General features: G+C 66.9%; 11 protein-coding genes. 5 read left to right on the top strand and 6 right to left on the bottom strand.

The genetic code is table 11. The annotated features are described in order from the left end of the window. Window positions 1-193: 193 nt before the first annotated feature. Window positions 194-709 (top strand): DUF6391 domain-containing protein, encoded by a 516-nt coding sequence (locus tag MUO23_01240; GenBank protein ID MCJ7511575.1) that lies wholly within the window; start codon window positions 194-196, stop codon window positions 707-709. Between the two features lie 6 nt (window positions 710-715). Further along, entirely contained in the window at window positions 716-1,708 is a 993-nt protein-coding gene (gene holA, locus MUO23_01245) for a DNA polymerase III subunit delta (protein MCJ7511576.1), read from the top strand. A 184-nt stretch (window positions 1,709-1,892) separates the two neighbouring features. Here holA and MUO23_01250 read toward each other — a convergent pair whose 3' ends face one another. Genes MUO23_01250 through MUO23_01260 form a run of 3 tightly spaced genes read right to left on the bottom strand, consistent with a single transcriptional unit; the run spans window position 1,893 to window position 3,213 of the window. After that, window positions 1,893-2,138 (bottom strand): hypothetical protein, encoded by a 246-nt coding sequence (locus MUO23_01250; GenBank protein MCJ7511577.1) that lies wholly within the window; start codon window positions 2,136-2,138, stop codon window positions 1,893-1,895. Further along, window positions 2,135-2,344, bottom strand: a complete 210-nt coding sequence (locus MUO23_01255; protein ID MCJ7511578.1) for a hypothetical protein — start codon at window positions 2,342-2,344, stop codon at window positions 2,135-2,137. Before MUO23_01255 ends, MUO23_01250 begins: the two co-directional genes overlap by 4 nt. Window positions 2,345-2,391: 47 nt before the next feature. After that, on the bottom strand, window positions 2,392-3,213 hold the full coding sequence (locus MUO23_01260; protein MCJ7511579.1) for a hypothetical protein: 822 nt from the start codon (window positions 3,211-3,213) through the stop codon (window positions 2,392-2,394). A gap of 118 nt (window positions 3,214-3,331) precedes the next feature. Between MUO23_01260 and amrB the strand changes: the two genes are divergently transcribed. The 3 genes from amrB (at window position 3,332) to priA (ending at window position 8,112) form a co-directional block, all read left to right on the top strand. After that, on the top strand, window positions 3,332-4,189 hold the full coding sequence (amrB, locus tag MUO23_01265; GenBank protein MCJ7511580.1) for an AmmeMemoRadiSam system protein B: 858 nt from the start codon (window positions 3,332-3,334) through the stop codon (window positions 4,187-4,189). Between the two features lie 69 nt (window positions 4,190-4,258). Continuing rightward, window positions 4,259-5,602 (top strand): hemolysin family protein, encoded by a 1,344-nt coding sequence (locus MUO23_01270; GenBank protein MCJ7511581.1) that lies wholly within the window; start codon window positions 4,259-4,261, stop codon window positions 5,600-5,602. 8 nt (window positions 5,603-5,610) lie between these two features. Beyond that, window positions 5,611-8,112 carry a primosomal protein N' gene (priA, locus tag MUO23_01275; GenBank protein ID MCJ7511582.1) on the top strand — a complete coding sequence of 834 codons (2,502 nt, stop codon included), beginning with the start codon at window positions 5,611-5,613 and terminating at the stop codon, window positions 8,110-8,112. 266 nt (window positions 8,113-8,378) lie between these two features. Here priA and dnaA read toward each other — a convergent pair whose 3' ends face one another. The 3 genes from dnaA to MUO23_01290 form a co-directional block, all read right to left on the bottom strand. Further along, the gene (dnaA, locus tag MUO23_01280; protein MCJ7511583.1) at window positions 8,379-9,719 is read right to left on the bottom strand and encodes a chromosomal replication initiator protein DnaA; all 1,341 of its coding nucleotides are present in this window, start codon (window positions 9,717-9,719) and stop codon (window positions 8,379-8,381) included. Between the two features lie 506 nt (window positions 9,720-10,225). Continuing rightward, window positions 10,226-11,641, bottom strand: a complete 1,416-nt coding sequence (radA, locus tag MUO23_01285) for a DNA repair protein RadA (GenBank protein MCJ7511584.1) — start codon at window positions 11,639-11,641, stop codon at window positions 10,226-10,228. A gap of 201 nt (window positions 11,642-11,842) precedes the next feature. Next, window positions 11,843-13,216, bottom strand: a 1,374-nt coding sequence (locus MUO23_01290) for an ATP-dependent Clp protease ATP-binding subunit (protein MCJ7511585.1), incomplete at its 5' end; no start/stop codon positions are given.

A 13,216-nucleotide genomic window follows, 5' to 3' on the forward strand; every position in this document is an offset into this window, starting at 1 on the left:
CGTGACCGGTTATCTCCCAGGACATGCCGTGATTGTAGCCCAGGCGGGCGCTGGAGGCGGCTTGCGCGCGGCCCGATCCCGGGGACACCGAGGGTGAGTGGGGCGCGACGCCAACTTCGAGCATCTCAGTTCACACCGGTGTGAATGCGCTAATCGAGCGGCTATAATCAGGGGGCCAAGACGGGGATCCTCGATGATCCGGACGCTGCTGCTGCACCTCCTGCACTCGCTCGACCGTGTCCGGCGCAATCATGCGCTAGAACACGCGACCTTGCAGCTCCTCAATCGTTCTCACCCGCAGGCCCTGCTGATCGGCCGATCCGACCGCAAGGGATTCCTCCTGTACGGCGCAGTGCCGATCGAGGCTGCCGGCCTGGCCGTATTCGGCGCCCTGCAACGTCTGCGCGCCGGGGAGGCGCGCCTAGCCATTCATCCAAACTGCGGCACCAACCTGATCACCAGCGCCACCCTGGCCACGTTGGCGACCGCTCTCGCCCTGGGGGGCGCACGGGGTACCCGTCAGAGGCTGGAACGCATGCCGCTGGCGATCCTGGCCAGCCTGGCCGCCCTGCTCATCGCCCGTCCGGCCGGCCGGCTGGCCCAGCGCTATCTGACCACCCAAGCGGACATCGGCGGGCTGCAAGTGCTCTCCATCGAGCGTCTGGCCAGGCCGGGCCCGGTCATCCATCGCGTTCGCACCTCGGGCTGAGCCCTGATGGCCAAACCGAAGCCGACCGTCTACCTGCTCTACGGCGACGACCGCCTCGCCATGCAGGAGACCGTCGGCCGCCTGCGGGCCCAACTGGGGGACCCCGTCTCGGCGGAACTGAACTTCCAGCGCTTCAACGCCCGCAGCCTCGACCTCCCCGGATTGGAAGCAGCCTGCCTGGCCATGCCATTTCTGGCCTCCCGCCGGATTGTCGTGCTTGAGAACGCCGAGGCGCTGAAGAACTCCGGCGACGCCATGAAGCGGCTGATCCTCTGGCTCCCCCAGCTGCCAGCGACCACCGCCCTGGTGTTCCTGACGGACGTGGCCCTGGACAAGCGAGACGCCGACTCGGAGTTTCGCTCCGCCTCCCGCCTGCACAAATGGATCGTGGAGCACCCCGACTCTGCCTACGCCAAGGCGTTTCCTCTCCCGCGAGGGGATGCCTTCGAGCGCTGGCTGGGCGACCGGGCACGCCTGCATGGCGCCGAGCTGTCGCCGGCAGGCGCCCGACTCCTGGCAGAGTTCACCGCCGGCGATCCCCTGTCCGCCGACCTGGAGCTGGCCAAACTCGCTGACTATGTGGACCGACAGCGACCCATCGCACCGGAGGACATCGAAACCTTGAGCCCGTACCAGGCACAGACCGACATCTTCGCCATGGTCGATGCGATGGGCAACCGAGATTCCCCCGCCGCCTTAAGGCATCTCGACCGGATCCTCGCCAAGGAAGATGCCCGCTACGTGTTCCCCATGGTGGTCCGCCAGTTCCGGTTGATCTTGCTCGCTCACGACGCCAACGTTGTCGGAGTGCCCCCTCACGAGGCGCTGCGCACGCACCCCTTCGTCGCCCGCAAAGCCTCGGCCCAAGCCCGCAACTTCTCACGGCCCGACCTGGTGCGCATCTACCACCACTTGGTGGAGATCGATCTGAACTCCAAGAGCGGGCGCGAGGACCTCGCTCCCGCTCTCCACGGTCTCGTGGCTGGTCTTGCCGGCTGATTCTCGCTCGCGGTTCGGCTGGGCTTGACCGCTCCGCCTGGATGGCGCGCCCGTGCACTGCGGCGTTGGACCCTGCCCGAAGACCCTGCCCGAAGGCCCTGCTCAGAGACGTCTCCAGGCGGGGGCATTCAGCCGTGAGCGAGGCTGGCCTTCGCGACCTGCTGAATGGACTCGGTCCCGCTGCTCAGACCGATGAGGCGCGGGCGGCGGCCACCCCGAGCCACAGGTGGCCCGGAAGCACCGCCCGATGGGTCTGCAGCCGGATTGGCCCAAGCTGAGAGGGCGTTTCGCCCTCGGCAGTCGAAGGGTGCAGGAAGCACAGGTCCGGCTCCGCACCGTACTTGGCGCGGTAGTGGCTGGCTGCGCGTTGGACCTTCGAGGCCAGGTCGGTCCCGCGATCGGGGTCATACCACAGCATGCCAGTCGTCATTTCCATCCTCCCGATCCTCCGCTCTGGTTCGGCAGCACTCGCTCGATATGCCAGGTGCGCCGCTCATGATCCTGCGAGACGATACAGCGCAGGCCGTCAGCGGTCGTCAGGTGGTAGCGCCCCTGGCGAACCGCGCTCTGCATCCTTTCCAGCCGACGGACCACGTGCCGTTTGCCGCGCCAGGTGAACTCCGAAGGTAGGTCCATCGGACCTACCGACCGGACCCAGAGGCGTGCATGCAGCTGCAACCCGGTCATTGAGGCCTGCACGCCTCAGGCGACCCGCTCACGCCGGCCACCCAAGCCTGTTGCCGAATGTCTTCGAGGCAAGCCACCAGATCCCGCACGGGCAACCACATCGCCTGGATCGCTTGCACGCCGTCCCTGCCGAGGATGCGAAACCGGCCCGGAACCTCGCGGCCGCGGGCAAGCTGCATTCCGGCGGTAGGCGCGGGCTCGACCGCGCTCTTCGCAGGCGTGATCTGCAGGACGTGAACACCCACCGAGCCGCCGAACTGGCGCAGCCACGCCAGCCGGGATTCCAGCTCCGCGGTTCCGCCCCAGGCCGCCAGATCTTCGACGGCCACGACCATGCTCGGCGCCCGATCCAAGCCCAGCTGACGATGCCTGACTTCATCGGCCAGCCAATCTAGCAACGCCCGCGCCCGGCGCCGGTCGACCACGGGCTCCAGGCGGGCATGCGGCAGACGATCGATCATCCCCAGCTGGCATCCACTTGGATCGATCCCGACAACCCCGAGTGCCTGAGGCGAAGTGCTCCAGCATAGGGACACCAAGCAGGAACGCAGCAGCTCGGATTTGCCGCACCCGCGGGGACCTGAGATGCTCAGGTGGTCGGGCCTCCCCGCCCCCAGGCTGAACCGCCACGGAAGGCCATCGAGCGTCCGGCCGATCAGTGCCGTTCGGGGCTCGAGGAGGGAGTGTTGCAGGACAAGCCGCAGGGACTCAGCCGGCAGGGCATCCCGCAGGGACCGGCCCGAAGGCGGGCGGGGCGGGTGGATCACAGACTCCAGGTGGACCCGGCCTGTCGGCTCGAGCACCAAGTAGGGTTTCATTCGACCTGCTCCGTCGTGCAGAACGTTTGTTCTATTCTATAGAACATTTGTTTCCATGTCAAGAGCGGCTTGGCACCGGAAATGGGTCTCCCATGCGCTGTGCTACAATCGAATCTGGATGTCCAGCCAAGCCGAGACCGACGTCCGTCCCTCCCCGATTGCCGGGACCTGGTACCCGGACGATCCCACGATCCTTGCCCGCACCATTGACAGCCTGCTAGCGGCAGCCACCAATCCCCCCCTGCCGGGGACCGTGGTCGGCGTGATCGCGCCCCACGCAGGACACCGCTACAGCGGCGCCGTGGCGGCGCATGCCTTCCGCTGCCTCGAGGCCGAACGGCCCGAGGTCGTGGCGGTCGTCTCGCCGTTACACACCCCCCACCCCGCCCGCTTGCTGACAACTACCCACCAATCTTTTTGGACGCCTCTGGGGACGATCCCGGTGGCGCAGGATTTGCTCGGCCGGCTGGCCGAGCTCTTGCTGGCTGACTCGGCGATCCGCTTGGAGACCGTGGCCCACGACAGCGAGCATTCCCTGGAGATCGAGCTGCCCTTCTTGCAGCGCGCCCTCCGCCAGCCCTTCCGCCTGCTGCCTTTGATGGTGCGCGAACAAAGCCCTCGGGTTGCCGAAGCCGTGGGACGGGCCCTGGCAACCGTACTGTCTGGGACCCCGGCAGTCCTGGTTGGCAGCACAGATCTCTCACATTTCTTCCCTGCCGACGTGGCCCGCCGTCTCGACGCGGAGATGCTGACCCGCATCGCGGCCTTCGACCCTGTGGCCGTAATGGCGGCGGAAGACGAAGGCGTGGGATTTGCCTGCGGCCGGGCTTCGGCGGCCGCCGTCCTGTGGGCGGCCCGTCAGATGGGCGCCGACTGCGCCCGGATTCTGCGCTACGGCACTTCCGGCGATGTCACCCGCGACCAATCATCGGTAGTCGGATACGCGGCTGCCGCCATTTACCGCAGCACGGGCTAAGCGTCGGCCGGACTCGCGGTCCCGCCGGGGACGACCACAGGCTTCGAGGCCGCAAGGCGACACAGGACGATGCCAACGCAGCTCACTCAGGATATCCTTCAGCTTGCGCTCGTCGCTCTGCTCCTGATTGTCAACGGCTTCTTCGTGGCCGCTGAGATCGCCTTCGTCAGCATCCGCCGCACCCGGGTTGCCGAGCTGGCCGATCAAGGGGAGAAGCGCGCCCACTGGCTGCAGAAGGCGGCTCAGCATCCCGAGCGGTTTCTGGCGGCGGTGCAGCTTGGCGTGACGATGGCCAGCCTGGCCCTGGGCTGGGTCGCCCAGCCGGCGTTGGCCGGCCTGCTCAGTCCTCTGCGGGCGCTGCTGCCCGACAGCGTCGACGACGCCCTGGCCCACAGCCTTTCCGCCGCGGCCGCATTCGCCCTGGTCACCTTCCTGACCATCGTCGTTGGCGAGCTCACACCCAAGGCCATCGCCCTCACCAAGCCCGAGCCGACCGCCCTGCGCGTTGCCCAGCCGATGCTGGGCGCGATGTGGCTCTTCCGCCCGCTGATCTGGCTGCTGAACAGCGCCGCTGGCGTCCTGGTTCGGGCCCTCGGAGTCCGTCCGGCCCCCGAGGCCGAGGGCGCCCACTCCGTCCAGGAACTCAAGATGCTGGTGACCGCTAGCGCGGAAAGCGGGGTCGTCGAGGACGAAGAGGAGGTGATGCTGCACGCCGTCTTCGACTTTGGAGACACTCTGGTCCGGCAGGTGATGGTGCCGCGTACCGAGGTCGTGGCAGTCCCAGCGCTTGCCAACACTCAGGAGCTCCTGGGCGTGGCGCTCGAGCATCCATTCTCCAAGTTCCCCGTTTTCGAGGGAGACCTCGACCACGTCGTGGGCGTGCTCCACATCCGGGACCTGCTGCGCAGCCAGCTATCCGAGGACGTCTCGGCTCAATCGGCGCAATCGCTGATGCGCGAGGCGATCTTCATCCCCGAAACGGCCCGGGTCAGTCAGCTGCTGAGGCGATTCCGCGCCCGCCGCCAGCATCTGGCCATCGTGCTGGATGAGTACGGCGGAACTGCCGGGGTGGTTGCCCTGGAGGACCTGCTCGAGGAGATCGTGGGCGATGTCCAGGGGCCGTTTGACAAGGAGCTAGAGATCCTACTCCAGGCCGATGGCTCAGCCTGGATTGATGGCCTGACTCTGACGGAGGAGGTCAACGAACGCTTTGACCTGCAGCTCGAAGATCCTCACTACGATACGATCGCCGGCTACATGCTCGGGCGTCTCGGCCGAATGGCCAAACTCGGAGACGCCATTCAAGTCGGAGGCGCCAAGCTCGAGGTCCGTCAAATGGACGGCCTGCGCATCGCCCAGGTGCGCCTGAGCGGCAGCGGAAGCCCTTCCCCCGAACCTAGCCCCGGATCCTGACCCACCCGATGTACGCCGAGGTCGCCGTCAACCTGCCGCCGGTCCGGGGCACCTTCCACTACCACCTGCCTCCAGACTTGGAGGCCCGCCTGCAGCCTGGACACCTGGTGATTGTCTCGTTCGGCCAGCAGCGAGTCCAGGGAGTTGTGCTGCGCCTTCTAGAGCAGGCAGAAGTACCGGAAACCAAGCCGGTGCTCGAGCTTGTTGAAGATGCCCCGGTGCTGACCGCCACCCAGCTGGCTCTCGCCCGCTGGATCAGCCAGACCAGCCTCACCCCGTTGATCGAGTGCCTGACACTGATGGTCCCCCCCGGGCTGGCACAGCGCGCCGACACCGAGTATCGCCTGACCGCTGCCGAGACGCCGGCCAAGACCGAGGCGGAAGCCCGCCTGGTGGGGCTGCTGGCGCGGCGCGGCCCGCTGCGTGGGCGCCAGATCGACCGTCTGCTCCCGCGGCAGGAATGGCGCAGGTCGGCCGAGCACCTCGTGCGCCGCGGGGGCCTGCAGCGAACGCCGGTACTGGATCCGCCGAAGGTTCGCCCCAAGCGGGTCCGCAACGCCCGCCTGGCGCAACCGCCCCACGAAACGCTGCCGCCGGAGCTTGCACTCGGCCGGCCCGGCTCGGCGGCGGAAGCACGCCGCCGCCGGATGCTGGAGGTCCTGGTCCGCGAACGCGAGCCCGTCGAGACGTTCTGGTTGTACGCCGAGAGCGGCGGCACGCTCGCAGACCTGCATGCCCTGGAGGAACGCGGCCTGGTGGTGCTGAGCGAGGCCGAAGTCTGGCGTGATCCACTGGCAGGCATATCCTTCGTCGCCGCCCAGGCGCCGCAGCTCACCTCCGATCAAACCGCCGCCTGGGAGAGGATCCTTCCCCATCTCGACCGCGTGCCTGGTTCGGCCCCGCTTCCCGTGCTACTCCACGGCGTCACCGGCTCCGGCAAGACGGAGATCTACCTGCGCGCCGTCGAAGCCACGCTGGCTGCCGGTCGGCAGGCGATTGTCCTGGTGCCCGAGATCGCCCTCACGCCGCAAACCGTTCGGCGATTTCTGGCGCGCTTTCCAGGCCAGGTCGGACTCATCCACTCCCAGCTTAGCAGCGGAGAGCGGTATGACACGTGGCGGCGCTGCCGGCAGGGGGCACTCCCGGTGGTCGTCGGTCCCCGCAGCGCCCTGTTCGTCCCGCTGCCCTCCATCGGCTTGATCGTCGTCGATGAGTGTCACGACGAGTCCTACAAGGAACAGGCAACCGCCCCGCGCTACCACGGGCGAGAGACGGCTATGGCCTACGCCCGGCTGCTCGGGGCGGCCTGCATTTTGGGCAGTGCCACTCCGGACCTCGACACCTACTTCAAGGCCGCGGCCCAACAGCTCGAGTTGGTGACCCTGCCGCAGCGGATCCTCGGACATCGCCGGGTTCTCGACGCACAGCGCCGGCGCTTGGGAGCGGGCGGGCGCTACAAGCCCGCCGAAGCCGACGCCGAGTACGCCGATCTCCCGCCGGTGACCCTGGTCGATATGCGCAAGGAACTGCGAGAAGGCAACACGTCTTTGTTCAGCCGGGATCTCATTCGGGCCTTGCACGCGACCCTCGACGCTCAGCAGCAGGCTATCCTCTTCCTCAATCGCAGAGGCACGGCGACCCACATGTTCTGCCGGGATTGCGGTTGGGTCCTGCGCTGCCCTCGCTGCGATGTCCCTATGGCCTACCACAGCCAACCGGGAGAGGCCCGCTGCCACCGCTGCGGCTATCGACGCTCGACCGCGAAGGTGTGCCCGAACTGCGGCGGAGATCGGGTGCGCCACTTCGGGGCGGGAACTCAGCAGGTGCAGGCCGAGGTCGAGCGGCTGTTCCCTCGGGCACAAACCCTGCGCTGGGACCGGGATACCGCCCACGCTCCCGAACAGCACCTGGTGATCTTGGATCATTTCATCGACCACCGGGCCGATGTGCTGGTTGGAACGCAAATGATCGCCAAGGGCCTCGATCTGCCCCTGGTCACGCTTGTTGGCGTTGTCTTGGCCGACACGGGTTTGAACCTGCCGGACTTCCGTGCGGCTGAGCGCACCTTCCAGGTCCTCAGCCAGGTCGCCGGTCGGGCAGGCCGCAGCCCGCTGGGCGGTCGCGTGATCCTTCAAACCTATCAGCCTGAGCACTACGCCTTGCAGGCCGCTGCCCGCCACGACTACGCCGGCTTCTACCGGCAGGAACTGGAGAAGCGCCGCGATCTAGGGTATCCCCCTTACCGACGCCTCGTCCGCCTGGTCTACGCCCACACCTCGTCGCAGGCGGCTGAGCGGGCAGCCATCGAGATGGGGCGGCGTTTGCAGGCCAGGCTGCAGGCGGCCGGGGGATCAACCGAATTGATCGGGCCCGCTCCATGCTTCTTCGAGCGTGTCGGGGGAAGGTACCGCTGGCAGGTGATCCTGCGGGGGCAGCGACCGCTTGACGCCCTGCAGGGACCCTTGCCCGAGGGCTGGCAGATCGACGTCGATCCGGTGTCGCTTCTGTGAGCGCGCCCGGCGGATCGCGGGCGAAGCTGCCGCCGAACAAAAAATCCGCCGCCACCAGGGGCGTGCGGAGGACGGCGGACCAGTCGTTTGGGGCGCCGGCCGGCACCGCAAGGGGCCGGACTGCGAGCTACCCCACGTAAGATCGAGTATTGTCTGCCGACGCGGGTCCGGGTGGCGGCTTCAATTTCATGCTAGCACACTGCCCGCGGCGCCACAAGTGACAGGGCTCCTACGCCTCCGGGGTCGGGGAAGCCAGAGCCGCCCCCTCAAACCGCCGCCTGCACGCCTCCATATAGCTTCTCGCGCACGGCCAGCACCTTCCGGCGCAGGCCATCGTCGGTCTCCAGCAGGTCGCCGATCTTGTCGCAGGCGTACAGCACGGTGGTGTGATCCCGGCCACCGAGCGTGGCCCCGATCTTCGGGAACGAGGCATGAGTCTCGGAGCGGATCAGATACATCGCCACCTGGCGTGGCAGGGCCACGTCCTTAGACCGATTGCGGCTGATCAACGTCGCTTCGCTCACGCCGAACTGCTCGGCCACGGCCGAGAGGATCCTTTCCGCCGTCAAGGCACCGCCGCGCGGCAGCAGGTCGACCAGGGCCGTATCCACCAACTCCGGCGTCAGGCTGGCTCCGCTCAGCTGGGCGTAGGCAACGACGCGGGTCAGAGCCCCCTCTAACTCCCGGATGTTGCTCTGCACCCGGCGGGCGATCTGCTCCAGCAGGGCGGGTTCGACGTCTTGCCCTGCCCGCTCCGCCTTGGAGCGCAGGATGGCAACTCGGGTCTCCAAGTCCGGCGGCTGGATGTCCACCGTCAGGCCCCACTCGAAGCGGGATCGCAGCCGCTCCTCCAGGGTGACCATCGCCTTGGGCGGCCGGTCGGACGAGATGACCAACTGCTTCTCCTGTCCGTGCAGCGCATTGAACGTGTGGAAGAACTCCTCCTGGGTGGCTTCTTTGCCGGCGATGAACTGGATATCGTCGATCAGCAACACGTCGCTGCGCCGATAGCGCTCGCGGAAGCTATCGGTGGTGTGCGATCGAATGGCATTGATCAGGTCGTTGGTGAACTCTTCCGATGACACGTACAGCACCTGCAGGCCTCGCTGCCGGCAGGCGATTCCCATGGCGTGCAGCAGGTGGGTCTTTCCCAGCCCGACGCCGCCGTACAGGAATAGGGGGTTATAGGCTCGGGCTGGGCTCTCAGACACAGCCTGGGCGGCGGCGTGCGCCAGCCGGTTGCTCGGGCCGACGACGAAGGTCTCAAAGGTGTAGCGGGTGTTCAGATGCCGAGAGGGTTCCTCGATGGGAAGGCTCGGTGCAGCCGTGGTCGGCGGCATCCGCTCCTCGCCGATCAGATCATCCTGCCACACGATGAACCGCACCTCGACCGTGCGGCCCGCCATACCACTCAGGATGCGCTTAACGGTCGACAGCAGGCGCGACTGCAGCCAGTCGCGGGCGTAAGCATTGCGCACACCCACGATGAACTCGCCGTCTTCGTACGCCAACAGCTCGGCATCTCGCACCCAGGTGTCGTAGCTCGCGCGCGGCATCTCCACTTGGATCTGCCCCTGGGCCGCATGCCAAAGCTGCTCTGGGTTCATGCAATACCTCCACGCCGACCCGCCGGCTAAGGTCGAACGCCGTAGGCCACGATGGTCCAATTGGCTGCTGCTTGCTTGACGTGCGTGATGTGCTTCGATTGCCGGGGGTCAGCTGCCCCGTCTGGCGCGATGGTCGTGGACTGGCACAAACGGTGCATACAATCCCGACTCAGCGCGGCTTCATTGTAGCAAAGGGAACACCGCGCTTCAAGAAAAAGAGGCCGCCCGAACCTAAAAACCCGACAACCTTTAAGGTAGGGAACTGTTAAAGGAGTGCCAAGATTCTGACCCGACTCCCTGCCGCGACGCTCCCGTCGGTGTGGCGCTAGAGGCCGGCGGCAGGCGGCACATCCTCAGCCGCACATCTGTTCCGCCGAACATCTGGCGCCGCCCGGCTCAATCGACGGGGACTCGCCGGCGAAACCGGCGCCAGCCTTAAGGAGTGGCCTCGGCTATCGCGCCCTGGACCGGGCGTCTGTGACTGCCACTTGTAGTTTCGCAGGCAATCAGCCGCCGCGAGGGCGTTCGTCGATCATCGAACGGCCGGGGCTGGCTTTCGTCAGCTCGAGGGCGGCCAACGCTTCCCGAAGCGTGCGCGCCGGGAGGAGATTCAACCCGGGCGGCGCCTGCACCTCACCGCTGGGTGACCAGGGTACAACCACCCGGCGGAATCCCAGGCGATTGGCTTCCCTCAGGCGCACCTCCAGCTGCGGGACGCTGCGGACTTCTCCGGACAACCCGATCTCCCCGATCAAGGCCACATCAGCCGGGATCGCACGATCCCGCTCCGAGGAGGCCAGGGCGGCCGCCACCGCCAGATCGACCCCGGGCTCGTCCACCCGCAGTCCACCCACGACGTTGACGAACACATCCTGATCCGCCAGGTGCAAACCGAGGCGCCGCTGCAGCACGGCAACCGTGAGCAGCAATCGATTGAGATCGACACCGTTGGCCGTCCGGCGCGGGTGGCCAAACGAGGAGGCACTGCTCAGTCCCTGCACCTCGACCAGCAGCGGCCGCGCCCCTTGGATCGTCACCGCCACCGCCGAGCCCGGGGCATTGACCGCCCGCTCGGCCAGGAACACCTCCGACGGGTTGGGGACTTCCGCCAGGCCCGCAGCTCGCATCTCAAACACTCCGACCTCGGATGTGGCTCCGAAGCGGTTCTTGACTGCCCGCAGCAGGCGGTAGGCATGGAACGGGTCGCCTTCCAGGTACAACACGGTATCGACCATGTGCTCCAGCACCCGCGGCCCGGCAATCGCCCCTTCCTTGGTCACATGCCCGACCAAGAAAACGGCCGCACCCGACTGCTTGGCCGCGGCCACCAAGCGGGCGGCACACTCTCGCACCTGGGTGATCGAACCCGCCCCACCCTCCAGCTCCTGCACAGCCACCGCCTGGATGGAGTCCACAATCACTAGGTCCGGGGCCAGATGGTCGATCTGGTGCAGGATGGCTTCCAGGTCGGTTTCCGCCAGCAGATACAGCTCCGGCGGAGTATGGCCTCCAGGCAGCAGGCGCAGCGCACGCACCTTAACCTGCCGCTCCGCCTCCTCCGCCGAGACGTACAGCACCCGCCGTCCCCCGGCCAACGCCAGGGCGACCTGCAGCAACAGGGTGGACTTCCCGATCCCTGGATCGCCGCTGATCAGGACCACCGAGCCCGGGACGATACCGCCACCGAGGACGCGCGAGAACTCCCCCAGGGCGATTGGCAGCCGTTCCAGCGTCTCGACGTCAATCTCGTCCAGTCGGTGGGCAGTGGATTGGGAGGCTGGACGGGGAGAGCGCCGGGCAGCGGCCGGCGCCACTTCCGCCAGCATGCTATTCCAGGCGCCGCATTGCGGGCAGCGACCCAGCGGGCGGGCTGTCGTTCGCCCGCACTGCTGGCAGACATACTGGGTGCGAGTCTTGGTCATGTCCGCCTGCGATTATAGCCCGGCCGAGAGCAAGGACGACCTGCACCATCCGCCCCCGTTGAACCGACCCCGTCCGCCGACTGAGCCGAGCGGCAGCTGCGAGTCCCGGGGCGGTGGCGATGCCCGGCGGGCTCGCTCCGCCGAATCATAACGGGCAGGCCGTGATCGGCCTGCCCGCACAATGCAGCCTCAAGGCTGGCCTCACCCAGCGGCAAGGGCCGGTTCGCCCACCGCCTCCGGCGCAACCCGCAGGCTGACCTTGCCGTCTTCGGCGTCGACCAGGATGCTGTCCCCGTCCTTGAACTCGCCCGAAAGCAATCCGTCGGACATCCGGTCTTCGATGTTGGACCGGATCACACGGCGCAAGGGACGAGCCCCCATATCCGGATCATAGCCCAGGTCAGCCAGCAGATCGCGCCCGGCCTCGGTCAAGGTCAAGGCTATATGGTAGGCCGAGAGGCGGGCGGCGACCTTGGTCACCTCCAGGTCGACGATCTGGCGGATCTGGTCCTTGGTCAGCGCGTGGAAAACAATGGTCGAGTCGACGCGGTTCAAGAATTCCGGCCGGAAGACCTTGCGCAGGGCCTCCGTCAGCTTCTTGCGCATCTCCTCATAGGCCTGGTTCTCTACGATCTGCTCCTCGCGCTGGGTGGAGAAGCCGAATTGAGTCTGCCGGCGGATCATCTCCGCCCCGACATTGGAAGTCATGACGACGATGGCATGGCTGAAGTCAACCTTTCGGCCGCGGGCATCGGTCAGGTGGCCCTCTTCCATGATCTGCAGCAGCATGTTGTGCGCTTCCGGATGGGCCTTCTCGATTTCATCAAAGACCACAATCGAGTACGGCTTGCGCCGGAGGGCCTCGGTCAGTTGTCCGGCATCCTCGTAGCCCACGTACCCGGGCGGAGCGCCCACCAGACGGCTGACGCTGTGGCGTTCCATGAACTCCGACATGTCGATCTGGATTGTCGCATCCTCACTGCCGAAGATGAACTCGGCCAGGGCTTTCGTCAGTTCGGTCTTGCCGACTCCGGTGGGGCCGAGGAAGATGAACGAGCCGACCGGGCGGTTCGGATCCTTCAAGCCGGCCCGCGCCCGCCGCACAGCGCGGGATATGGCCTCGATTGCCTCATCCTGGCCGATGATCCGCCGGTGCAAGGCGCTTTCCATGAGCAGCAGCCGCTCGGATTCCTCCTGGGCGATCTGCATCACCGGCACGCCCGTCCACATCGAGACCATTTCGGCGATGTCCTCCGCCGTGACCCGGGGCGATTCCTCGCTGCGCTGCCAGCCGGAGCGCAGCTGGCTGAGCTTGTCTTCCAGCTCGGCCTCCCGCTGCATCTGTTCCTGGGCATCGTCGAAACGGGCTTCATCCACGGCCTGGGCATGTGCCTGCTTGGCCGCCTTGAGCTCATCCATGGTGTGCTTGATCGTCTTGGCAGCCGGGTTCTTGTACATCCGAACGCGGGATGAGGCCTCGTCGATCAGGTCGATCGCCTTGTCCGGCAGGAAGCGTCCGGTGATGTAGCGAGCCGAGAGATTGGCGGCCGCCTCGAGGGCTTCGTCGGTGATCAC

It is taken from the genome of Anaerolineales bacterium, from assembly GCA_022866145.1.
Taxonomy (GTDB): domain Bacteria; phylum Chloroflexota; class Anaerolineae; order Anaerolineales; family E44-bin32; genus PFL42.

What these genes read in the sequence shown, in the direction of transcription:
- MUO23_01240 (MCJ7511575.1), top strand. Translation starts at nt 194, where the DNA reads ATGATCCGGACGCTGCTGCTGCACCTCCTGCACTCGCTCGACCGTGTC.
- dnaA (MCJ7511583.1), bottom strand. Translation starts at nt 9,719, where the DNA reads ATGAACCCAGAGCAGCTTTGGCATGCGGCCCAGGGGCAGATCCAAGTG.
- MUO23_01260 (MCJ7511579.1), bottom strand. Translation starts at nt 3,213, where the DNA reads ATGAAACCCTACTTGGTGCTCGAGCCGACAGGCCGGGTCCACCTGGAG.
- holA (MCJ7511576.1), top strand. Translation starts at nt 716, where the DNA reads ATGGCCAAACCGAAGCCGACCGTCTACCTGCTCTACGGCGACGACCGC.
- priA (MCJ7511582.1), top strand. Translation starts at nt 5,611, where the DNA reads ATGTACGCCGAGGTCGCCGTCAACCTGCCGCCGGTCCGGGGCACCTTC.
- radA (MCJ7511584.1), bottom strand. Translation starts at nt 11,641, where the DNA reads ATGACCAAGACTCGCACCCAGTATGTCTGCCAGCAGTGCGGGCGAACG.
- MUO23_01270 (MCJ7511581.1), top strand. Translation starts at nt 4,259, where the DNA reads ATGCCAACGCAGCTCACTCAGGATATCCTTCAGCTTGCGCTCGTCGCT.
- MUO23_01250 (MCJ7511577.1), bottom strand. Translation starts at nt 2,138, where the DNA reads ATGACGACTGGCATGCTGTGGTATGACCCCGATCGCGGGACCGACCTG.
- amrB (MCJ7511580.1), top strand. Translation starts at nt 3,332, where the DNA reads ATGTCCAGCCAAGCCGAGACCGACGTCCGTCCCTCCCCGATTGCCGGG.
- MUO23_01255 (MCJ7511578.1), bottom strand. Translation starts at nt 2,344, where the DNA reads ATGGACCTACCTTCGGAGTTCACCTGGCGCGGCAAACGGCACGTGGTC.